We start from the raw sequence: 22,532 nt of genomic DNA, 5'->3' as shown, positions 1-22,532 counted from the left end.
GCGACCATTTCTAGTTCATATTGTTGGGGGGGTTTGTCTCTAAGCATGGTGAATCCATGTTGTTCACTATGCTCATTAGATCAAAGGCCTGGATCTGCGTCCAGGCCTTTTTCAACAGTCTGAGGCCCCACACAGTGGGGCCTGACATTTGGTTAACAGTTTGGCTGTAAGTTATGTTTACCCTACAGCCTATTGTCTGAGTAGCGTTATCAGCGCAATGCTGTGCGCTACTCATTCAATGCGTCCTGATTAACGCTTAGGCTCCTGATGCTTTTGTTGTTGCATCGGTGGCTTTTGCTGATTGCGTCCGGGCTCTTGCTTCTGCTCTTGACCGGGCTTATTCACAGCTTGTTGGGGTTTGATATCTTTATTAGGAGTTTGCATAAGCACCTCTGGTTACTTGCCACCAGCCTGTTCGCCAGCAGCTAAGAACACCAAGCTTACAGCGGTTTAAATGACTTCACTGTGCGCTGGCACACGCCCGCCCTATTTCATTGAATACAGTCATGAATAGCATTAAGTTCATGTCGGTTTTTCCCTCGAAATCACTAAAGCGCGCCAACGAACAGACCCCCGCTTAAACCCCTAGCACACTATTGCTGTCAGGCGCATCTTGCCCTGGCCATGTCCGCATCACGAGATAATGGAGAAAGACAATGAACGTTCTTGCCCATGACGTAAAACGCGCAAACACCATCCATAAAGAGGATGAAGCCAAGCCTGAGCAGATCCTGATAAGCTCCCTTCGCCATCATGACATCTATAACTTCAGTGACCAGAAACTGGGGCACCTGCATGATCTGGTGCAGACCATGCCTGCCGGTATCCTTACCTTTGCGGTCATGACCAGAGGGGGATTTTGGGGCATAGGAGAGAATTTTTATGCTATTCCCTGGCAAGCTTTCACAGTAGACAGCGCCAACAACAGGCTGCGGGTGAACATGTCCTTGGACCGACTGAAAAACGCCCCCTCCTTTGACGATGGCAACAGGCCAGACTGGGACGATCCGGTGTGGGCATCGGATATTCACGGCTATTATGGTGCAGGACATGCCATGCCTAAAAAAACTCCAGCCTCATCAGGTGAAACGCCGCCATTGGTTTAAGATCAACGGCCTTTTCCTACAGGGCAGCCTTTGCTTTTGCAGGCTGCCTTTTATTCGGGTAAACAGCGATGATAACTGTCAATATCGTCCTGATAACAGCCACAGCTTCGCCCAACCAGTCCCTGGTGGGACAAAATATGTATACGTCCCCGCCGATAGTGGATCATGTTTTTCTGCTGTAACTGTCCCGCCGCAATAGTAATGGCGCTGCGACGCACACCCAGCATATCTGCCAAAAACTGATGGGTTAACTGCAAATAATCAGAATGAGCGCGATCATGGCTCATCAGCAACCACCGGGCTAAACGCGCATTGACATCGTGGTAGCAAAGGCAAGCTGCGGTTTGGGCCAGTTGCTTTAGTTGTACGCTCAAGTAAAGACCAACCAGTTGGCGGATTTTTGGAAATTGCCGTAGTTGCTGCACAAATAGGGTCGCAGGCATACACAACGACAACCCGGCCCCTTGTACCTTTGCCGTCAATGGCGACAGTTTGTCTCCGGTCAGCAAAGAGGTGCCAAGCATCCCTTCGCTACCAATCAGCGCCACATCCATGGGCGCTTTATCATCCACCTGGCTGAGCAGGGAGATAAAGCAGGTCAGGGGGAAATAGACCTTCATCATTGCATCATCCCGAACATGTAAACACTGCCCGAAGTGAAGCTGCTCCAGAGTGCATTGTTCAACAAACTGGTCGTACTCTGGACTGTCCAGGTTACTTAGCAAACGGTTTTTTAACGGGGTCAATGGCTTGGCTGGCATAACAACGTTCTCCGGTTTAGTGATACATGGCTCATTCCCTTAGCACTCAAGGAAGCCAGGACCCGCTAAAGGGGACGGCTTAGGGGTTATGCCGCACTCGGTAAGCTAACCGCTGGGCTCAGTACGATTCCAGACGTTCAGTTTCCCGCTTGACCACCCGGTAGCATTCACAGCTCAGGCTTTCTAACTTGGGGCGGTCTATCACAGTAATATGACCTCTGCGGTATTCGATCACCCCGGCTTTTTGCAACTTCCCCGCGGCTTCTGTTACCCCTTCACGGCGCACTCCTAACATATTGGCAATCAGCTCCTGGGTCATGGTCAGGTTGTTACCGGGTAATCTGTCCAGGGACAACAACAGCCAGCGACAAAGCTGTTGATCGATACTGTGGTGACGGTTACAAACCGCGGTTTGCGCCATTTGTGTGATTAACGCCTGGGTATAGCGCAGCATCAACATCCGGGTGTTTGCCGAGCTATTAAAGGCTTTTTTAAAATCAGAAGCCGGCAAGGTGAATGCCGAGCCTGCGCTTTGTACTATCGCCTGGCTTGGGGTGCTTTCTCCCCCCATAAACACGGCAATGCCCACCAGGCCTTCATTGCCAACCACTGAGATCTCGGCCGACGCACCGTCGAGCATCACATACAACAATGACACAATACAATCGACCGGAAAATGCACATGGCTAAGGGGCTGACCTGACTCATATACCACCTCGCCTAACGGCAGATGAACCAGTTTTAACCGCGGAAACAGTTCCTCTTGGTACTCCAAAGACAGCGCCGCCAGCAGTTTATTGTCAGTGGGTTTGGGTGATTCAGCAGACATATTTAATCCTTCATTTAGTTTCATCCATGGCAAACTGCAGGCCACATCATTCATTCTTTTTCTCGATGAACAGTGCCTTGTCAGGAATATTCGTCTCAACATGTTTTATGGTATTGACTACCAGCGCCTTGGGCCAATGGGGACTGAGTGCAACCTTGCGACGCTCATAAGGTGGCCTGATTGCAGAAAAGTCAGAATGTAAGTGATCTGATGGTTGAATGTCTTTCAAGGCATTTCTCCACATGGGACAGGTGTATTCACACTTAAGGACAGTGACTTTATCGTTGCAACCACACCCTGTATGTACGATAGCAAACACAAAGACTAATTATTAGGATAGGTAAGGGAGACTCGACCATTAATGCTCTTATGCCTCGCCCCTTCTACCCTCCTCATTGTTGCGGATAAATAACAAATTCAAGGTCTTAAGCCTGATAAACACCACATTGCACCAGTTTCAAGGCTGGCCATTCGGTTTAAACGGTGTTTTACGCGTCAAGCCCATGCAAAAGGGGGGAAAAGCACTAGCGTGTGCCATCGAACAGACAGAGTATCCAGCACACCATAGTCTGGCCGTATTGGCTGAACCAACACTTGCAATTGAAGCAACGATGGGTCCTGGCCACAACAGTTCACAAAACGTAGCTTATGACTTGCAAATGGACCCTGCTGGCAGGGCTGCCTTGACCAGTTAAGGGAGTAATCCGCATGTCAGCGCCACGAAAGAGCACAAAGCCCCCCACCAGCAGGGCCATTAACCTGCTAATGGTGATGCAGGATATGTCTGTAGCAGAGCAGATTTTTGGTACCTTGGCCCATGAGCATCCACTTAAAAATCTGCAGCATGTGCAAACCACCGAGGCCGCGCTATCAATCCTGAATAAACAAGCACGGGTCAGCATGATGGCAGTCAACCTGAGTGACTTCAATTCCAATGGCAACAACCTGCTTAGCCTGCTGACACAAGTACCCGAGCACACCCTATTATTGCTTTTTACGCCAAACATGCCGCACACCCCGCAGTGGATAGAAAAACTGAGCCATTATCTGGGCAAGGGCAACGAATTCAGTGCACAGGCGGCTGATGGACAAGCTGTGCACGACACTCATGCCTTGTGCGACGAACATTCGCGCTTAACACTAAACGCCATCAGCGATGCCATTTTTACCTGTAATACCCATGGAGAGATTGCTTATACCAATAGTATGGCAAGGCAATTAACCGGCTGGAGCAGTCTGCAAGCCACAGGCAAACCCTTGGAAGAGGTACTGATCCTGGCTGACGAGTATTCCAATGTTGCCCTGAGCAGCCGTGTAAGGGACCTGTTGTTAAATTCACAGGGCAATCATTCGTGCAATATGGTGCTGGTGGCAAAAGACGCCGTTAAAACCCCGGTAGATGTCATCGCCAATCCTATTACTGATGCCTCAGGCAGGCCCCAGGGTAGTGTCATTGTTGTGCATGATGTCACCCATAATCGCATCCGCAATAAGCTGGCCTATCACGATGCCCTGACCGGACTGCCCAATCGTTCGTTGTTGGGAGAAAGGTTGAACCAAGCCATTATTCTGGCTATCAGACACAACAAACAGGTGGGCATCCTGTTTATCGACCTCGACCATTTCAAACTGATTAATGACTCGTTAGGCCATGATAGTGGCGATCAGCTTTTACAATCCGTCGCCCGACGCATGGAAGATTGTGTGCGCACCAGTGACACTGTTTGCCGATATGGTGGCGATGAGTTTGTGATTTTGCTGGCAGAACTAGTGACGCCAAAGGATGCCATACATGTTGCCAACAAGCTGTTAAAGGCGTTCACGTTCCCCCACCAGATAGCGGGTAAAGATTTGGTCATCAGCCTCAGCATCGGCATCAGCGTTTATCCCGCAGACGCCGATACCCCGCTGATGATGCTCAAACATGCTGACACAGCCATGTATCGCGCCAAGGCCAAAGGCCGCAATGGTTTTACTCTGTTTGATCAGGCAGAGTTGAAATACCCATCCATCCTTTAAGCGACCTCAGGAACTCCTTTCGTCAGCGCTGATGCGACTGGCGGTGGCGCCTTTTTGATCTTTGTATTTTGCATCCTGACGGGCGTTGTAGGGCTTCTCGGCAAAATCCGAGAGCACTTCAAAACTCAGCGCGCCGATTTTCATCTTGGGGCGAAGGGCCAGTGGCAGCTTACCGCTGTTATAGAATTCCAGCACGATATTGCCGGACCAGCCGGGATCGATGCGATGAGCGGTTACATGCACCATCAAGCCTAGGCGGGCCAGGGAGGAACGACCATCCAGCCACCCCACCACATTGGCCGGTAAAGTGACGGATTCTTCGGTCACCGCCAGCGCCAGCTCGCCAGGATGCAGGAAGAAGGCTTTACCATCGGGTAGTTCTATTTCGTCACTCATCACCGATTCCAGGGCCGCCTGCATTTCTTCTTTGGGACCGGAGAGGTCGATATAAGGCGCAGCATGATCCTGGAACACCCGGAATTTGTTACCCAGACGAATATCTACGGTAACACCACTGATCATATGCTCTTCAGGCATGGGCTCAATGCGGATCTTTTCTTCCTGAAGCCATTTTTTGATGTCTTTATCACATAATCTCATGGTATTTCGCCGGGTAAAGAAGTGGGGGCGGCATTATTCCTATACTGCCGCCTGGGTTCAATGTTTTTACACTAAAGGGACAGCAGTGACCAGCCTGTTTCTATAAGGATGTCATTTGTGGCTCTTTCATATCACTTAACAGCAATAAGAATTTCGACAGGTTCCCGATTACTACCACGGGGATGCTCCCGATTGCAGCATTCGGGAATGACAACACTAGACCTGGCTGATATCAATGGCCTGGGGTTGCTTCAATCCTGCCAAATAGATTTCTCTGGCCAGTTTTCTAGCTGTGTCACCGTAAGCTTGGGACAGAAGATGCTCAGGCTGCTCCAGAATAAGAGCGCGGCCTTCATCGGTAAACTGGCGAATATGGATATCCAACGGAATTTGGCCAAGTAGTGGCACGGCGTTTTTCTCTGATATGCGCTCGCCGCCGCCTTGTGCAAATAAATGCTCGCGGTAACCACAATTGCTGCATTGGTGATAACTCATATTCTCCACGACCCCAAGCACCGGTACCGAAACCTTGTTAAACATGGCGATGGCCTTTTGTGCATCGGCCAAGGCAATGTTTTGCGGCGTGGTCACGACCACGGCACCGGTAACTGGTACCTGTTGGGCCAGGGTTAGCTGAATATCCCCTGTGCCGGGCGGCATATCGATCAGCAGATAATCCAGCTCTGGCCACAGAGTTTCATTTAAAAGCTGCTGAAGGGCCTTGCTGGCCATCGGTCCGCGCCAGATGGCGGCATCATCGGCGGGTACCAGATAGCCAATCGAATTGGCCACCAAATTGTGTGCAACCAAGGGTTGCATATGCTTATTGTCTTCACTGGTTGGCTGGGCATCGGGGTTTCCCAGCATCAGCGGAATAGAGGGACCATAGATATCTGCATCCAAAATCCCCACCCTGGCGCCTTCCCTTGAAAGAGCCAGTGCCAGGTTAATGCAGGTGCTGGACTTACCCACCCCGCCTTTACCTGAGGCAATGGCCACCAACTGCTTGATATGGCGAAGTCCCCGCTGCGTCTTGCCGCCTAATGGCACCGCCTGACTGATCACTAAGGTTTTGCCCTTAGCATGGGGTTTTAAGGCCAGCTCCAACTCACTATGCATGGATGCACAGACAAAAGGCAGGCTGATATCAAAACCTGCTGGCGTCTCCTCAATCCAACTTGTTACCTGCTCAAGGGCAAGGGAGAAAAAATGCGCAAGAGTCTCGGCCATGGCCGTATTTTGCTCTACGTCTTTGGACTTTTTAAAAAACAACGGTTGTCCTCCACTTATCTAAACAAGGCCTGCCTGGCGAGAAGCTGCTCGAGGCGCCGGAATCTTGATGCAAGGTGCGCCAGATTTGGGTACCATTTGCCTCTTTTCCAATTCAACCCTAAAGCATACTCAATAAGGCGGTTATGGCAGATTCGCAACGTAAAATCCTGGTTACCAGTGCCCTTCCCTATGCCAATGGCTCAATCCATCTTGGCCATTTGCTGGAGCATATCCAAACCGATATCTGGACCCGGTTTCAACGAATGCGCGGCCATCAGTGCTACAGTGTGTGCGCCGACGATGCCCATGGCACCCCGGTTATGCTTAAGGCCCAGGAGCTTGGCATTACGCCGGAAGAAATGGTCACTCGCACCCGTGCCGAGCACCATCAGGACCTGCTCGATTTTTATGTGGATTACAACAACTACTATGTGACCCACTCGCCGGAAAACCGCGAACTGTCTGAGCTTATCTACAAGCGCCTGAATGCGAATGGCTATATTAGCAAACGCACCATCAGCCAGCTATACGACCCGCAAAAGGAGATGTTCCTGCCGGATCGTTTTGTGAAGGGCACCTGCCCCAGCTGTGGCGCCGAAGATCAAAACGGCGACAGCTGCGACGTATGTAGCGCCACCTACAGCCCCACCGAGCTGAAAAACCCGCGTTCCGTTGTGTCGGGCGCCACACCAGTGCTGAAGGATTCCGAGCACTATTTCTTCGACCTACCCAAGTTTGAAGACATGCTCAAAGCCTGGCTGAAAAGCGGTGCCATCCAATCTGAAATGGCAAACAAACTGCAAGAGTGGTTTGACAGCGGCCTGCAGCAGTGGGATATCAGCCGTGATGCACCTTACTTTGGTTTCGAAATTCCTGATGCGCCGGGCAAATATTTCTATGTGTGGGTCGATGCGCCGGTAGGCTATATGGCCAGCTTCAAGCATTACTGCAATGAACACAACATCGATTTTGACAGCTTCTGGAGAGCAGACTCCGATGCCGAGCTGTACCACTTTATCGGTAAAGACATTACCTACTTCCACTGTCTGTTCTGGCCTGCCATGCTCGAAGGTGCCGGTTTCCGTAAACCCACCGGGGTCAACGTGCACGGTTTTGTCACCGTAAACGGCGCTAAGATGTCCAAGTCCCGCGGCACCTTCATTAAGGCCCGTACTTACCTTGAACATCTGAATCCTGAGTATCTGCGCTATTACTTCGCCAGCAAGCTGTCCGAAGGGGTTACTGATATCGACCTTAACTTCGAAGACTTTGTCAGCAAAGTGAACGCTGATCTGGTGGGCAAAGTAGTGAATATTGCCAGCCGCTGTGCCGGTTTTATTACCAAACGTTTTGACGGCAAACTGGCTGCCGATCTGGGTGAGCCCGCCTTGGTAGCCGAGTTCCAGGGCGCCAGCGAATCCATCGCCACGGCTTTTGAAAAGCGTCAGTACAATCGGGCTATCCGTGAGATCATGGCACTGGCGGATAAGGCCAATCAGTATATTGATGCCAAAGCTCCCTGGGTCACCATCAAAGATGAAGACAAACAGCTGGAAACCCAGCAGGTGTGCTCTTTGGGCATTAACTTGTTCCGCATTCTGATGGTGTACCTGAAGCCGGTGCTGCCGATGCTTGCCGAGCAGGCCGAGGCCTTCCTCAATGACAAACTGGACTGGATTTGTGCACAGCGCGTGCTGACCAATCATCAAATCAATCAATTCAAGGCCCTGATGCAAAGGGTAGAAATGGATAAAGTCAACGCCATGGTAGAAGACTCAAAAGAAAACCTGCTGGCCAAAGGGGCTAGCGAGCCGGCTGCGGCCAGAGACAGCGAACTGAGTAAAGATCCCATTGGTGAAACCATCGCCTATGAAGATTTTGCCAAAGTGGATCTGCGCATCGCCCGTATCGCCAAGGCTGAACACGTTGAAGGCGCCGACAAACTGCTGCGTCTGCAATTGGATATTGGCGGCGAAATGCGCCAAGTATTTGCCGGGATTAAATCAGCCTACCAACCGGAAGATCTGGAAGGCAAGCTGACGGTGATGGTGGCCAATCTGGCCCCTCGTAAGATGCGCTTTGGTCTGTCCGAAGGGATGGTGCTGGCCGCCGGTCCCGGTGGTAAAGATCTGTGGATTATGGAGCCTCACGAAGGCGCCAAACCCGGCATGAAGGTTAAGTAAAATAGAAAAGGCGCCAGCGGCGCCTTTCTTTTTTGCTCATTGAACCGGCTTATTGGATACGGCTGGCCAGATGATCGATTCTGGCAATCACTTCCTCACTGGCATGCTCCATTTGCTTTAAGGCGCCAATAATGTCCTTGCTCAAACTGCCATTAGCTGCAGAGAGGGCCTTTTTGCCCTGTTCATGAACCTGACGATGGACCGCTTCCAGGTTTCTGAACTCAGTCATCTTGCCAAATTTCTCAGCACCGCGGCCCTTATACCATTTACCCAGGTTACAATTAGTGTGATCTGAAAGGCTCTCAGCCAGCTTATTGTTGCCACTCATCACCCCTTCATAAACCTTGGTTTTATAAATCAAGTGATCAAGCTGAGTCGTTGACAGAAACGTGCGCTCGGCAGACATGCGGATCACATCCTGCATCGACTGGGACAACTCCAATACTTGTCCAATGCGCTCTCTCACATCACCGGTTTTTTCCACCAATGAGCGGGACTGTTGCGACACATCGTTAATATTGCCTTCGATATTGCGCGTGCCCTCCTCGATTTTTGCCACCAGGTTATTGATTTCCTGTGTAGATTCGGAAGAACGCATGGCCAGGTTTCGCACTTCTTCTGCTACCACCGCAAAGCCCCGACCACTTTCACCGGCACGGGCCGCTTCAATGGCAGCATTAAGGGCCAGCAAGTTAGTTTGTTCGGCAATGGAATTGATCACCACCACAAAGTTGCTGATCCGACTTGCCAATCCCGATAATTCTCCGGCATGGGTCACTCCTTTGGCGGCAAGATGGTCGATTTGCTTTAAGCCCGATACCGTCTCATCCAAGATGCCCGCAGAATTGACGAAGATGCCCTGTGTGCCATCCAGTCGCGATTGTTCATGTAATAGCGTGTCTGCAGTGGTGTGCAGGGAATGACGCACATTATTGACGTGCTGCTGACCTTCAAGGCTGATTTGGTTGATGGTGCGCACATCATCATAGACTTTCTGCTGCTCGGCTAATCGCGAATTGGCCGCTTGTAACTCAGTTTCTAACTGCTTGATTCGCTCTTCTAAACGAAGGTTTTCCTGGCCAAGCACAGAGATTTTGCGCTGGTCTTCCTCATTAACGCGATTATTGAACAGTCCGAGCATACGCAGTATTTCCGGTAGTGAGTAAAAATCTTGATCATTTATCTACTATTTTCTGCTCAGTCGCAATGGCTTTGCACAACACTTTTAAGCTGTGCCCTGCTAGCCCGCCAGCTGGCTCCCGCGGGAGTGAAAGCAGTATTAGGTTTCCACTTGGGTTTTACCACTGACAGCGGCATTTCCCGCTTTTTGCCAATCATAATGTAGACAGACCCCAGCATGGTACAATGCTTCGCCAGCCAACGTTGCCAACGGCTATCCTGATGAAGTGGTCGGTCGAAGAGCAATTCTGAATGGATCAATCGTCGTTCTTCGATAATTTCAAAGCCCAGCAAGTGCATCCAGTCTTTGATGCGCATCGCGGTAAAAAAGCGCGCATCATGCAACAGGCTATCTCTCCTAAGCGGTAACAGCCTGGCCAAACCCGCCACACTGATGGGATTAAAGCCAACAATAGCCAGATGACCGTCAGGCATAATGACGCGATCCACTTCGCGCAAGACTTGGTGCGGATCAGACGAATAGTCCAGTTCGAAACAAAGCAGGAAGGCATCCACACTGCGCTCTTGCAACGGCAGGGCTTTGGCATCTGCGACCAAATGACAGGCGTCATTGGCTGATCGGCTGATCCCAACCTGGTGCTTAATAGCGCATTCCGGTAGGCTAAGTTCAGCGCTTAGCGCGCCCAGTTTCACCAAATGATAGCCAAACCACTGGCGGCATACCGCGTTTAGTTGCGCCTGTATTGCGCTTTTTAGCTGATCACCACAGGGCAACTGTTGCCAGGACAGGGGATATTTGGGTTTACGTACAGACAGTGCGGGACGCATTGAAACCTCAAGCTTGGATTGTGGTCATATGGTCTGCATTCCAAATGCCTTTAAGCGACAAGCATATGATTGAAATTACTCCGATTAAAGCCTTAAAAGACAATTATATTTGGTGTCTGCAAAAACAGGGACTTTGTACACTAGTGGATCCGGGCGATGATGTCCCTGTCCTGGACTACTTGTCAGAAAATAAACTACAGCCAACCGATATTCTGATAACACACCATCACAGTGACCATATTGGTGGTGTAGAAAATTTACTGACACGCTTTCCTGAGCTTAATGTTTGGGGAGTGCAAAGCCCACGAATTCCGGGTGTAAACCGTGTAATTTCCGAAGACAAGAAGATCTATCTTGAAAGCCTGGATCTTGAGTTCGACGTTATAGAACTCCCGGGTCATACGCTCGATCACATTGGTTTTTACAACCATGAAGTGGGACTGTTTTGTGGTGACACCCTGTTTAGCGCCGGCTGTGGCCGCCTTTTCGAAGGCACCCCAGCGCAGATGCATGCCTCGTTGAGCAAGCTCGCCAGCCTGCCCAAAGATACCAAAGTCTACTGCACCCATGAATATACCTTAGCGAATATCAAGTTCGCCAGTACGGTCGAACCGGACAACAAGGAACTTCAGCAATATACCCATTGGGCCAAGACCCGAAGGGAAAAAGACCTGCCCACTTTGCCTTCCAATATTGCCTTGGAAAAGACCGTGAATCCGTTTTTACGGGTACATAGCAACACCATTAAAAACAGGGTTGAAGAGCATATGCGTGCCACATTTCATACACCGGTAGAAATTTTTGCAGCACTGCGGGGCTGGAAAGATCAATTTTAACCTATAGAATAGGGCGGCATTTGTTTGATAGGGAGTGCAACGCCCGATACATCGGCATCTGCCTCATGCCTGGCTTCAGAGTCACTGGCAATGACCGATAGATAAAAAACAAACCGGCGAAGATGTCCGGGAATAATGACAAGAAACAAAAGAGCCCGGCGCTTATGAAAAAGACAATATTACTTTTGTCCTTGCTCAGTTTGCAGGCCTGTGTAACCACAGACAAGCTTTTCGGCAACGACCCGCATCAGGACAATGAGCATAGGATAGCCGCAGAAATTCTGGAAGCCTGTCAGACAGGCGAATACCAAGGCGAAGAATGCGCTATGGCGGATACGGGAGTGATTCCTGTTACGCATCCTGAAGTAGAACCCGATTACCCCTTAGATACATCAGCAGAAGACGCCAGCGACCAGGTAAGCAACCTGTGGCTGCAAATTCGCGACCAATTATTCCTTGAGATCCCCGATGATAAACGGGTGTTGGAGCAACAAAACTGGTACTTATCCAACCCGGCTTATATGGACAGAGTAAGCCTGCGAGCAGCCCCCTTTTTGTACCTGATTGTTGAGGAAATAGAAAAGCGGCAGATGCCGATGGAGTTGGTGTTACTGCCCATCGTCGAAAGTGCCTTTGATCCTTTTGCTTACTCCCACGGCCGCGCGGCAGGCATGTGGCAGTTTATTCCCGGTACCGCCAAACGTTTTGGTCTGAAGCAAAGCTGGTGGTATGACGGACGCAGAGACGTTATTGCCTCCACCAATGCCGCGCTCGACTACCTTGAATACCTGAACAAGATGTTCGATGGAAATTGGTTGCACGCGCTGGCGGCGTATAACAGTGGTGAAGGTCGCGTGCAAAGTGCCATCCGTACCAACAAGCGTAAGGGCAAACCCACAGATTTCTGGTCACTGGATTTGCCAAAAGAAACCCGCGCCTATGTGCCAAAACTGTTAGCTCTGGCCAATATCGTTAAGCATGACGATGAGTTTATGGCCAATATCTCGCCCATTGAAGCGCAGCCAGTCACGCAGTTAGTGGATGTGGGTTCACAGATTGACCTGGCCTTGGCTGCCGAATTGGCCAAGCTGACCTTGGAAGAGCTGCACTCATTGAATCCGGGTTATAACCGTTGGGCAACGGATCCCAAAGGACCTCACGGATTACTGCTACCGGTAGACAGAGTAGATACCTTTAAATCTGCGCTGGAAGAGATAGATAACAGCAAACGCCTTAACTGGGTACGTCATCAGGTAAAAAGCGGTGACAGCCTGCTGGAACTGGCAGAGCAATACCACACTACGCCAGATGCAATTCAACTGGTCAACAAGCTCAAAGGCAATACCATTATTGCCGGAGAATATCTGCTGATTCCTGTTGCGCTAAAGGCGCTGGATGAATACGCACTTTCTGTAGAAGAAAGATTGGAAGACATCCAGTCTAAACCCAGAGCCAATCATCGAATCACGCATATTGTAGAGCCCGGCGATACCCTGTGGGACTTAAGCGTCAAATACAATATTCGCTATAAAGACCTGGCCAAGTGGAATGGTATGGCACCTAACGATCCTTTGAAACCTGGTAAGAAACTGGTGGTTTGGGTTGATGAGCTTTCTGGTGATCAAGAAGTGATGACCGTGATGCGTACCGTGACTTACACAGTAAGAAACGGTGACTCCCTGGCACGCATCGCCGGACGCTTTAATGTCAGCATTCAGGATATCGAGCGCTGGAATAAACTGACTCGTGAAAACTATTTGCAACCAGGGCAAAAGCTCAAGTTGCATGTGGATGTAACGAAATCATAAGGTGTTAAAAGGGAGGAGTGAGGCGTTTCACTAACACTTCCCTATGCTACCGTTCAGCGCCCGCTTTTGCGGGCGCTCGTATTTTAAGGATATGGAATCATGCTCAACTTCAGCTTAAAACGCTTGCGGGAAAGCCATGAGGGGCCTTGGTTATTCCTTGACTTGCTGATGCTGGGCTTATTAATGATTAACCTGGCACTGCTTCTCTTTGATGCCTTATATGACACGGAACTGGTGCGAGGAGGACTCAACAGCCTCTCCCCTGCTTTGCTGGATTGGTACCGCCCAATCAACGCCAACTTTATCCTTATCGACCTGATATTTGTTTCCATTTTTTTAGCAGAATTTTGTTTTCGCTGGGCAGTCGCGGTGTACCGAAAAACCTATCTGCGCTGGTATTTCTACCCCTTTATTCATTGGTACGACCTGGTGGGCTGTATCCCGGTGGGTGGCGCCCGCTTTTTACGATTGCTGAGGATTATTTCCATTCTCCATCGGCTGCACAAATATCAGATTATCGATTTGCGTGACACCGCGCCCTTTCGTTTCTTTGCTTTTTACTATGGCGTGCTCATTGAGGAGCTCAGTGACCGCATTGTTGCCAAAGTGCTGACCGATGCGCAGGAAGATTTGCGTCGTGGTTCACCCCTGCTGGATGAAATCGGCAATAAGGTATTGGCCGCCCGACGTCCGGTTCTTTGTCGCTGGCTGGCCAGTTTGGCGCAACATTATGGTCACAGCATTCAGGATCCCACTTTGGGGCAGGTTCTTCGGGCCCATGTACAGCAAAGCGTAGGTCGCGCGGTCCGCGAAAACAGACAGGTGAACAACCTGCGTCTGGTTCCTGTGGTAGGCTCAAGCTTGGAAAAAATGCTGGAAAATGCGGTGGCCGACATAGTGATCCAGTCATTTACCAACTTGCTCACCGAGGTAACACCCGAAAAAGTGGACGGTTTGATCAGTTATGGGCTAGCAGCCACTGGAGCGGAAGAAGCTGCATTGGATCAGGAAGCCATTGCAGTGCTTGATGAATGTTTGGAACTGCTTAAGAGCCACGTCAGCCAGCAACGCTGGAAAACTGTTTTAAATCCTGAAACAGACTAATTGGCCAGAATAAATTCGTATTTATCCACAAGCGCCTGATACTCGGGCGATTCGCGGTAAGCAGCTAACTCGCGATTAAATGCGTCACGGACCTGTGCATCCACAAAGCCAACCCGGTATCGGGTGGCAGGGAAGATCTCATGTACAACAACATTGTCCATAAAGGGTCTGCCGGTGAGATGACGGCTAAGGTAATTAAAAATGTTGACATCCATCACCACCACATCGGTCTTTGCCCGTAGCAACATCTCTACTTGTTTCGATTGATCAGGCATTTCAAGGTAGAAGCGGGCTCCCTCGCTGATCTGACTGAATTCATCACCGAGCACCACACTGGCATTTTGGAAAGCCACCACTGAGTGAGGAAACAAATCATTCACCGCATTAATCACGATGTCACGGCCCTTTAGGCTAATGGCGACATTGTGATAATTGATATAGATGTCGCTTAAATGGGCTTCGCCCACATCCATGCTTTCCTTGAGGGTAACTGCGGCCTCCACCTTGCCCATTTTCAACAAATAATGGGAACGGCCGAAGGGCACAAAGACGGGATTCATATCCAAATCGAGGCGCTTCAGCACATTGCGCACCAGCTCCAGCTCGAAGCCACGCTCTTCTTTTTCTATCACGTAGGGAGGCTTACTCCAGCCAAAGGCGACATCGATTTCCTTGGCCTGAGCCATAAAGGAAAAGCCACAAATGAAGAAGGTAGGAAGACTCACCATCATTTTTAACATTGCGAACGTTCCTCACGCATGATCATGCTGATCCACTATGGCACATCGCAAAGCTCTACTGCCAATTTTCACCGACAGTAAAATCATTTCTATGGCCCACTTATTCGCAAGGCTCAACTTCCAGCACCCCGACACTTACCGCCTTGATGCGCACCAAGGCATGAGCATCAATATGAGAGTTGCTTCGAACCACCCAATGAATACCCGAATACTTCTCACTGCCATCCTGATCGGGGCCGATAGCAGCACTGAGGCGAAACTGTTCACCGATAAAATCCTGCTGTACCGACGTTTTCACCACCTCTTTTTGCATGGCCTTAAGAGGCTTCCACAACAAAGCGGCCAGCACCGAGGAAAGCACCGCCACACCGGCAATCCCCTGTAGCAGGTTTTCCTCCAGTATGCCCAGATACATCAGGCCACCGGTTAACAAGGTGGCGGCGCCGACAAAGAAAAAGACAAAGGTGCTGAAGCCCAAAATAGCGATTTCAAGGGCCAGTAACGCCAGCCCGATAACGACAAACATCTGCGCAATATGCGCTTCAAAAAAAGCTATCATGCGTTTTTGCCGCCCATCTTATTGATGATAGTCATGGCTTGAGCCACCACATTGGCAGCATCACTGGCCTGATCTGGCAGCAGCACAATACTGGACTCTTTGGCGATGGCTTTCTTGGCTTCGATAGCCTTGGTCGCTAACTCCAGCTGTATGGCTTTTTGGCCATCCTCAGTGTTGGCCTGCTCACCCACCATTCTTAAAGCTTCAGCCTGGGCTTTGGCCACTGCCAGAATAGCCTGGGCTTCACCCTCCGCGCGCAGGATTTGTTCGGATTTGTCCGCTTCGGCCGCCAACACCACGGATTGCTTTTCACCCTCGGCACGGTTAATGGCCGCCTGGCGATCGCCCTCAGACTCCAGGATCTGCGCACGCTTAACCCGTTCGGCTTTCATCTGGGCTTCCATGGCTTCCATTACCGACATCGGCGGCACGATGTCCTTAATTTCATAACGCATTACCTGGATACCCCAAGGACCGGACGCTTCGTTAATCGAACGCACGATATTGGTGTTCAGCAAGTCACGCTCTTCGAAGGTTTTGTCCAATTCCATCTTGCCTAATTCAGAACGCATAGTCGTTTGCGCCAACTGGGTTACTGCAAAAATATAGTCGTCTACACCATAGGTCGCCTTGTAGGGGTCAAGTACTCGGAAATACAGTACTCCATCCACTCTTAGGGAAATATTGTCACGGGTGATGGCACTTTGTTCGGGTACATCCACCGCTTGCTCCTTCAGCGAGCGCTTGGCCGCCACCTTGTCAATAAAGGGGACGATAAAGTTTAAACCGGCTTCACGGGAAGACTGAAAGCGTCCAAAACGTTCGATCACATAGGCCATATTCTGGGGCACAAAGATAATCGAGGTCTTAAGTAAAACCAGGATAAAGAGGATAAAGAAGAATTCGATGGAAAACAGGTATTCCAGCAATGGGTTCATTGACTATTCCTTGTGATGACATTTCTCTGCAAGAGTATGCCGGGAAATGTCATCACAAGGAAAGTTTTGATTGCTTTATACTTGCCAAGTCAATCGGTGCAAGCGGTTTGTACTCCCGATACATGGGAGCTCACCGCGCGCCACTGATGGTGTTCTTTGTACAGCACATTGGTAGATTGATAACGAAGACAATAAGGCCCTTCCTTGCCCTGTCCCTTTGCCCTGCCTTCACCGGCGACAATAGCGCTGTCATCACCAAAGATTTCCAGGCGCTTGATCTCATAGTGAAACTGCTCATGAGGCCAGGCATAGCTGGGTAGGTCCGCCAGTTCGATGGCCTTATCGGTCCAATTCCCTTGACTGTCAATCATGACGAAATTGGCAGCCAGAATTTTGTCAAGTAGGTCCACATCCTGCTCCCGATAGGCCTGGGGCCAGAGCACTTCTTTCATGTGGCGCAAGATCTTCTTGTCTTGCTCCAATGCATCCGCAAGTACAGGGTAATTGAGTAACAGGCAGTTGGTTACAACGATGAGTTTAATACGCATAGGGGCTCCTTGAATAAGATAGTTTAGGCCCCCTGATTCTGCCTCGCTGCTACCTGAAGGAAAGCCGTTTGGGACCAATCTTCCTGCCCTGGGACCAAATTAAGTGCTTGCCATAGTGCATCCCGATAGCCAGGTGAAACCGGTACGCGACTGGTGTTCTGCAATACAAGCAGCAAATTCCCCCGAGGCCCCTTGATCACATCCACTATGGTTTTGGGATTGACCAAGTGTGAGCGATGCACCCGGAGAAATGTCCCTGCATACTGATGGCTGAAATTTTCCAGAGTATCACGCAACACCCCCTGGTTTTGCAGGCCTGACACTTCCAATTCCAGATAATTCCTGGCGCCGTGCACGGCCACGACCTTATTCAGGGGAATCATTTTCTTGTGACTACCAAAATCCAGGGTCAGCCAGCACTTGCCAGGCGTGACTTGGGTCAGTCCAATAGAAAACAAGCTCATTAAGAGGTACAGGCTCAAGGACACATAGTCATGTACCCACTGCAGTGGCTGCCAAAACAGTGCTGCAATAAGTAAATAAGACAAAGAAGATGACAGTACAGGTAACATAAACATGACAGTGACGCGCCGCCAGCTAAGACCGGTCGGCATATATCGCAAACTGAAAAGTAGTGTTGATACCGCCAGGCCGTGTGACAAGCTCCAGGCAAAGCTGGCAGCTATTTGCCAAGGTTCGCTCAGGATCAACGTGTGACCGAGGCAGTAAATCAACAGTGCCAGCGTTGGCAATAGCATCAGGTACATGGCGTTGCCTTTGCTAAGTGCCTGAGCAATTTGAGTCTGCAGGTGATACATATTGGTACCCTTAAGGGAGGCTGACTGCAGCCTGTTCATGGAGACCTTCATTTTCCATCCAGGGGGGACCGAGCATGCCAGCCCCAATCTCTGCCTGACCAATCAGGGACAGCAGCAAGGGCCTTAATCTTTACTTCTCGCTCAGCGCCAATTTAATCCCGAAATAACAAAACAAGCCACCGACGGCTTTTGACAGCCATACGTTTAGCGCGCTATTGCCACGAAGACGCTGTCCGGCAGAAGACGCCCCCCAGGCTAAAAGATGGCACCAGATCATACCATTGAGGTTGAAAATCAATCCGAGCAACAAAAACGCCGACATTTTGCTTGGTGCTTCTGCACTAATGTACTGAGGCACAAAGGCCAGGAAAAACAACGCCACTTTGGGATTCAACACATTGGTCAGAAAACCCTGTGAGAATATTTTTCCCATGCTTTCTTGAGAAAGGTGCAAGGCACCAGATGCTGAGGGCTTGGTTCTTGCGAGCAACATGCTGATGCCGATGTACAGCAGATACAAGCACCCCACCCATTTAATCAGGGTGAAGGCCATGGCTGAGGTAGCCAAAATCGCAGACAAGCCCAACGCTGCGGCACTGACATGCACCATAGTCCCGGCACCAATTCCCAGGGCTGCCATGGAGCCGGCCTTAAATCCTTGTGTACCCGCTCTGGTGGCGACATAAAGAGAGTCCGGACCAGGCAGAATATTCAGCATGATCCCGGCCAAAACAAACAACCACAGATTTTCAATGCCCAAGATTACACTCCGTCTCAAAAGTTAACGAAACAATACCCGCTCACGATTAAACCAAAACACACAAAAAGCGATCATGGCTGAGGCAATCACCAGGGTTGAGCCGAAAATGCCCACCAATGCGAAATAATCCATAGTGCCCTTAATCAGTTCCTTAATGGCCAATGCCACATTGGTAATGGGCACCCATGCCCAGCCACCATCAAGCGTGACACCCGGTAAGGTAGCCAGCACGATAGGCAGAATCACCAAAAACATCATGCCACCCATATAGCTTTGCGCTTCTTTAAAACTGCTGGCGTAGATGGACAGGCTCAGCAGCATAGAGGCAAAAATAGCCACTACAGGGATCAACATCAGAAACATCAGCACAAAGTCCAGCGCACCAATGGCCCCCATAAATTCCGATACAAAGGTCAATGCCATACCCTGCCCCAATACCAGTCCCCACAAGGCCATGCTGGTCACGGTAATGAGGGCCGATGTGACACCGGCTAAAGCAATGGTCAGAAACTTACCCAGCACCAGCTTATGCCTTGGGATAGGCGAAATCAGCAGCGTTTCCAGGGTGCCTCGTTCCTTCTCACCGGCACCCAGATCGGTTGCGGGATACATCGCTCCCTGCAAACACAAGATAAAGACGATATAGGGAATAAGGCCGCCGATCTTCTCGCCCCAGTTTTCACGCTTATCTGCAACATCTTGTTTTTCCAGCACAATCGGCGAGAGCAGCGCTTGTTGCTGACTTTCACTCAACGAAAGCTGCTCAAAGGCAAGACGACGTTTGTCTTCCACTTCCTTATCAATCAGCGCCTGCACCCGCCTCTGTACCAAATTCAGTCCGGCATCATTATAAATAAGCACCACTTTGCTTTGTCCGCCCTCTAACAGCGGCTCGGCATAATTGGCCTCAACAGTGATCACAAAATCCAGTTTTTCTTCACGGATCAGGACCTTGTAGTCACTGCCTGTTTCTCCAGATAGTTCGCTGAATTCACTACTTTCCCTTAACGCTTCAGAAAGCAGTGGCGCATACTCCGCGCCTTCAATCACATAATGCAGCACCTTACTTTGTGCATCTTCCACAGCTTTGCTGGTAAAAAATGCCACCGCGCCAAAAATCAGTGGGAATAACAGAATGGGCATGGCAATCATAAAAAACAGGGTTTTGCGATCCCGCAGCAGTTCCATCAGCTCTTTTCTAAATACCAACCACATTATGCTGCTCCTTGCTGATGAAGCGGCTCGACTTTCCCCAAACATGTCAGGAATGCTTTATGTAAGTTGTCCCCCGACAATGCCTGGAAACTGGCAAGATCCCCATCAAAGCGCGTCAAACCCTGATCAATTACCGTCACCCGATCACAAAGCTCTTCTACTTCATCCAGATGATGAGTGGAGAAAATGACCGGAATGCCCTCATCTTTGAGTCGTCGGATAAAATCCAACACTGTTTGCGTCGCCATAATATCGAGCCCCGTGGTGGGTTCATCGAGGATCACCGCTTCGGGTTCATGGATCACTGCGCGGGCAATGGCAGTACGCTGTTTCATCCCGGAGGAATAGCTTTCACAGCGTCTATCGAGAAATGCGTGCATATCCAGTAACGTGGCCAACTCTTCAATACGCTGCAGAATACGGGCTTCCGGAACACCATGCAGACGACCGAAATAGGCAATGTTTTCCCTACCCGTTAAACGGCCATATAAACCGGTGGCACCTGACAAAAAGCCCAGTTTCTGACGTGCCAACAAGGGCTGCGACAACACATCTACGCCATTGACTTCAACCATGCCGGCGCTCGGTTTAAGGGCCGTTGAGAGAATACGTAAGGTGGTGGTCTTGCCGGCACCATTGGGTCCCAACAAGCCCAAAACCTGACCTTTGCCACAGGCAAAGCTCACATCTTGCACCGAGTGGAAAAAACGGCCTTTGAGCCTCGGATCTTTGCGCTCCTGCTCCGACAGTTTCTTGGGATTAGGCACGGCAAACTTCTTTGCCAATCCTTTAATTTCGATCATCGGTCATCCTTTGCGGCCGTTGGGAAGTCAAAATTCAGTGCATAGACTTGCCATAACTAAAGGTTTTTTCAACGAAATTTTGTAACAATACACATATGCGTTCCTCAGAATGAAACAAAATGCGTAGCGTCAACGACCCATTTACCGCCTGTTATGCGGTGTTATTCAAGCCTAATCAGGTATTCGCCACCCTGGCCCGCGCCAATAATTGGTCATGGATCCCTTTCTTGCTACTGATGCTGATGAGCGTATTGCCAGCCTTTATCTATTTCAACGTGGTCGATTTCGAATGGTATCGGGACTTTATCATCAGCCAGCAGTTTGCCGATATCAGCCCCGCCGAACAGGAGAATGTGCGCCGCAATCTCACCCCGGGCGGAATGATCACCCTAACGCTGTTCACATCGGCTTTGGGCTTAATCGCCCTGAATGCATTACAAGCCATGTACCTAAACACCATGGCACGAATGGATCAAGAGCAGGTACATGGCTTTGCTGATTGGTTTGGTCTGATGTGGTGGGTTTCCCTACCGGCCGTGGTGGGCAATATGTTGAGCTTGCTGATCCTGGTGCTTAGCGGCAACGACCAATTCCCACCGGCACAGCTAAGCGTGACTTCATTGTCCTACTGGCTGTCAGTGCCCATGGACTCCCCTTGGTTTACGCTGGCCCAGGTGATCCGCCTGGAAAGTTTCTGGAGCATTTATTTAATCGCCGTAGCCATCACCAAATGGACCAACATTCGAAGCAACACTGCCTGGAATATTGCCATCGGCCCCTATGTGGTGATTTGGGGCCTGTGGAGCATTGCTATCGTCTGGTAGGTTTAGGCATAAAGTAAGACTGATTATCGTAAAAGGCCGGCGATTCATTGGCCGGCCACCAGCCGGGAACCCCCAAAAGCGGCAAAGGGTGCAAGGCGCCCTTATGTGCCAGGCAGTCCTGTTCTTGCAACCTGATGTGTAAGGCATTATCCAAATGCCTCAGTTGCGCCTCTTCCTTTTCATCGAAAAATCCTGGTTCCACCGCTATACCCAGCCATTTACCGGTAAGTCCAATATAGGGATTTAGCAGCATTTCATAGTTGGCATGACCAAACACGAAAGCCTTTACTTCGTTTCCCCAGGCATGACGCTTATCCACCATGGCAGTCTGCCATTGGTGTTGACTGAGGGCTCGGGGAATATCCTCGTTGCTATAAGCCAACAGCACACCACATTCATCGAAATGGGTAATACGGTTGCGCCTGGGCGTGCGCTGCTTGGCGCCGTGCTTTTGGATATCGGCCATATGCAATAGATTCAGCGCTTCTTTGCTACGCGGAAACTGGCGCCACACCAAAGCATTAAATAAGTCATGCCAGTTATGCTCTCTGGTGGGCACCAGTCCATGGTGGGCAATAAACTCTTCATAGCTCAGACCGGCAAAGTCAATGCTCTGTTGTGTTGCAAAGGAGACCGGCAAATCAGCCTGCGTTAGCCATTCACAACCGGGCCAGTCCTGATGCTCCGATAAGCGAAAAAGGCGCTCCAACAGAGCGAAGGGCTCACTCGCCAGGAAATCAGTGTGCCACTGCTGTGGCAGACTATCGGCAAAACGTAGGGAAGTACGGTCAGACATCGGGCAATTAGGACTGTTGTTTGGTCAGGCTAGTCTTGGCTGACC

24 protein-coding genes are annotated in these 22,532 nt (G+C 50.2%); 7 read left to right on the top strand and 17 right to left on the bottom strand.

Annotated features, from left to right (window positions below; translation table 11 throughout):
• Nucleotides 1-249 precede the first annotated feature (249 nt).
• Nucleotides 250-384, bottom strand: coding sequence for a hypothetical protein (locus tag P2G88_RS18645; RefSeq protein WP_275798856.1), 135 nt, complete (start codon nt 382-384; stop codon nt 250-252).
• Between the two features lie 272 nt (nt 385-656).
• Between P2G88_RS18645 and P2G88_RS18640 the strand changes: the two genes are divergently transcribed.
• Nucleotides 657-1,106, top strand: coding sequence for a PRC-barrel domain-containing protein (locus tag P2G88_RS18640; protein ID WP_275798852.1), 450 nt, complete (start codon nt 657-659; stop codon nt 1,104-1,106).
• Between the two features lie 50 nt (nt 1,107-1,156).
• On the opposite strand, the gene P2G88_RS18635 is transcribed toward P2G88_RS18640, so the two are convergent.
• The 3 genes from P2G88_RS18635 to P2G88_RS18625 form a co-directional block, all read right to left on the bottom strand.
• Nucleotides 1,157-1,867, bottom strand: coding sequence for a Crp/Fnr family transcriptional regulator (locus P2G88_RS18635; protein ID WP_275798849.1), 711 nt, complete (start codon nt 1,865-1,867; stop codon nt 1,157-1,159).
• A 118-nt stretch (nt 1,868-1,985) separates the two neighbouring features.
• Complete coding sequence (locus tag P2G88_RS18630; protein WP_275798845.1) at nt 1,986-2,696, bottom strand: Crp/Fnr family transcriptional regulator; 711 nt, start codon at nt 2,694-2,696, stop codon at nt 1,986-1,988.
• Nucleotides 2,697-2,742: 46 nt separating this feature from the next.
• On the bottom strand, nt 2,743-2,925 hold the full coding sequence (locus tag P2G88_RS18625; RefSeq protein WP_275798842.1) for a hypothetical protein: 183 nt from the start codon (nt 2,923-2,925) through the stop codon (nt 2,743-2,745).
• A 479-nt stretch (nt 2,926-3,404) separates the two neighbouring features.
• Here P2G88_RS18625 and P2G88_RS18620 point away from each other — a divergent pair, with 479 nt between their 5' ends.
• A complete protein-coding gene (locus P2G88_RS18620; RefSeq protein ID WP_275798839.1) occupies nt 3,405-4,715 on the top strand; it encodes a diguanylate cyclase in 1,311 nt (436 codons plus the stop codon).
• Between the two features lie 6 nt (nt 4,716-4,721).
• On the opposite strand, the gene dcd is transcribed toward P2G88_RS18620, so the two are convergent.
• Nucleotides 4,722-5,315 carry a dCTP deaminase gene (gene dcd / locus P2G88_RS18615; RefSeq protein ID WP_275798836.1) on the bottom strand — a complete coding sequence of 198 codons (594 nt, stop codon included), beginning with the start codon at nt 5,313-5,315 and terminating at the stop codon, nt 4,722-4,724.
• 216 nt (nt 5,316-5,531) lie between these two features.
• Nucleotides 5,532-6,587: an iron-sulfur cluster carrier protein ApbC gene (gene apbC / locus P2G88_RS18610; protein ID WP_275798833.1), complete on the bottom strand. Its 1,056-nt coding sequence runs from the start codon at nt 6,585-6,587 to the stop codon at nt 5,532-5,534.
• Between the two features lie 143 nt (nt 6,588-6,730).
• On the opposite strand from apbC, the gene metG reads away from it, so the two are divergent.
• Complete coding sequence (gene metG, locus P2G88_RS18605) at nt 6,731-8,770, top strand: methionine--tRNA ligase (protein ID WP_275798830.1); 2,040 nt, start codon at nt 6,731-6,733, stop codon at nt 8,768-8,770.
• Between the two features lie 49 nt (nt 8,771-8,819).
• Here metG and P2G88_RS18600 read toward each other — a convergent pair whose 3' ends face one another.
• Both P2G88_RS18600 and P2G88_RS18595 read right to left on the bottom strand, forming a co-directional pair.
• A complete protein-coding gene (locus P2G88_RS18600) occupies nt 8,820-9,911 on the bottom strand; it encodes a methyl-accepting chemotaxis protein (protein WP_275798827.1) in 1,092 nt (363 codons plus the stop codon).
• Between the two features lie 56 nt (nt 9,912-9,967).
• Nucleotides 9,968-10,738, bottom strand: coding sequence for a methyltransferase domain-containing protein (locus P2G88_RS18595; RefSeq protein ID WP_275798824.1), 771 nt, complete (start codon nt 10,736-10,738; stop codon nt 9,968-9,970).
• A gap of 65 nt (nt 10,739-10,803) precedes the next feature.
• Here P2G88_RS18595 and gloB point away from each other — a divergent pair, with 65 nt between their 5' ends.
• The 3 genes from gloB to P2G88_RS18580 all read left to right on the top strand — a co-directional run bounded on the left by gloB (nt 10,804) and on the right by P2G88_RS18580 (nt 14,486).
• Nucleotides 10,804-11,574, top strand: coding sequence for a hydroxyacylglutathione hydrolase (gene gloB / locus P2G88_RS18590; protein WP_275798822.1), 771 nt, complete (start codon nt 10,804-10,806; stop codon nt 11,572-11,574).
• A gap of 164 nt (nt 11,575-11,738) precedes the next feature.
• Nucleotides 11,739-13,382: a LysM peptidoglycan-binding domain-containing protein gene (locus P2G88_RS18585; protein ID WP_275798819.1), complete on the top strand. Its 1,644-nt coding sequence runs from the start codon at nt 11,739-11,741 to the stop codon at nt 13,380-13,382.
• Nucleotides 13,383-13,481: 99 nt separating this feature from the next.
• On the top strand, nt 13,482-14,486 hold the full coding sequence (locus P2G88_RS18580; RefSeq protein WP_275798816.1) for an ion transporter: 1,005 nt from the start codon (nt 13,482-13,484) through the stop codon (nt 14,484-14,486).
• On the opposite strand, the gene P2G88_RS18575 is transcribed toward P2G88_RS18580, so the two are convergent.
• From P2G88_RS18575 to P2G88_RS18540, 8 genes are all read right to left on the bottom strand, one after another.
• Nucleotides 14,483-15,226, bottom strand: a complete 744-nt coding sequence (locus P2G88_RS18575; RefSeq protein WP_275798813.1) for an ABC transporter substrate-binding protein — start codon at nt 15,224-15,226, stop codon at nt 14,483-14,485. The two genes, P2G88_RS18580 and P2G88_RS18575, sit on opposite strands and share 4 nt — an antisense overlap.
• A 100-nt stretch (nt 15,227-15,326) precedes the next feature.
• Complete coding sequence (locus tag P2G88_RS18570) at nt 15,327-15,785, bottom strand: NfeD family protein (protein ID WP_275798810.1); 459 nt, start codon at nt 15,783-15,785, stop codon at nt 15,327-15,329.
• Nucleotides 15,782-16,723, bottom strand: coding sequence for a stomatin-like protein (locus P2G88_RS18565; RefSeq protein WP_275798807.1), 942 nt, complete (start codon nt 16,721-16,723; stop codon nt 15,782-15,784). Before P2G88_RS18565 ends, P2G88_RS18570 begins: the two co-directional genes overlap by 4 nt.
• Nucleotides 16,724-16,812: 89 nt before the next feature.
• Nucleotides 16,813-17,271, bottom strand: coding sequence for a nuclear transport factor 2 family protein (locus tag P2G88_RS18560; RefSeq protein ID WP_275798804.1), 459 nt, complete (start codon nt 17,269-17,271; stop codon nt 16,813-16,815).
• Nucleotides 17,272-17,294: 23 nt separating this feature from the next.
• The gene (locus P2G88_RS18555) at nt 17,295-18,128 is read right to left on the bottom strand and encodes a LytTR family DNA-binding domain-containing protein (protein WP_275798800.1); all 834 of its coding nucleotides are present in this window, start codon (nt 18,126-18,128) and stop codon (nt 17,295-17,297) included.
• A gap of 91 nt (nt 18,129-18,219) precedes the next feature.
• Complete coding sequence (locus P2G88_RS18550) at nt 18,220-18,849, bottom strand: LysE family translocator (protein ID WP_345798888.1); 630 nt, start codon at nt 18,847-18,849, stop codon at nt 18,220-18,222.
• Between the two features lie 21 nt (nt 18,850-18,870).
• Entirely contained in the window at nt 18,871-20,064 is a 1,194-nt protein-coding gene (locus P2G88_RS18545; protein WP_275798797.1) for an ABC transporter permease, read from the bottom strand.
• Complete coding sequence (locus P2G88_RS18540) at nt 20,064-20,867, bottom strand: ATP-binding cassette domain-containing protein (RefSeq protein WP_275798794.1); 804 nt, start codon at nt 20,865-20,867, stop codon at nt 20,064-20,066. The genes P2G88_RS18545 and P2G88_RS18540 overlap by 1 nt, the downstream gene beginning before the upstream one ends.
• A 119-nt stretch (nt 20,868-20,986) precedes the next feature.
• On the opposite strand from P2G88_RS18540, the gene P2G88_RS18535 reads away from it, so the two are divergent.
• Nucleotides 20,987-21,691 (top strand): YIP1 family protein, encoded by a 705-nt coding sequence (locus P2G88_RS18535; protein WP_275798790.1) that lies wholly within the window; start codon nt 20,987-20,989, stop codon nt 21,689-21,691.
• On the opposite strand, the gene P2G88_RS18530 is transcribed toward P2G88_RS18535, so the two are convergent.
• Nucleotides 21,678-22,487: a DUF3025 domain-containing protein gene (locus P2G88_RS18530; RefSeq protein WP_275798787.1), complete on the bottom strand. Its 810-nt coding sequence runs from the start codon at nt 22,485-22,487 to the stop codon at nt 21,678-21,680. The genes P2G88_RS18535 and P2G88_RS18530 overlap by 14 nt on opposite strands.
• Between the last annotated feature and the right edge of the window lie 45 nt (nt 22,488-22,532).

The sequence above is a fragment of the Aliiglaciecola sp. CAU 1673 genome, assembly GCF_029223185.1.
Taxonomy (GTDB): domain Bacteria; phylum Pseudomonadota; class Gammaproteobacteria; order Enterobacterales; family Alteromonadaceae; genus Bowmanella.
The sequence above is the reverse complement of the archived record's forward strand: the minus strand, read 5'-3'. Positions and strand labels throughout refer to the sequence as shown.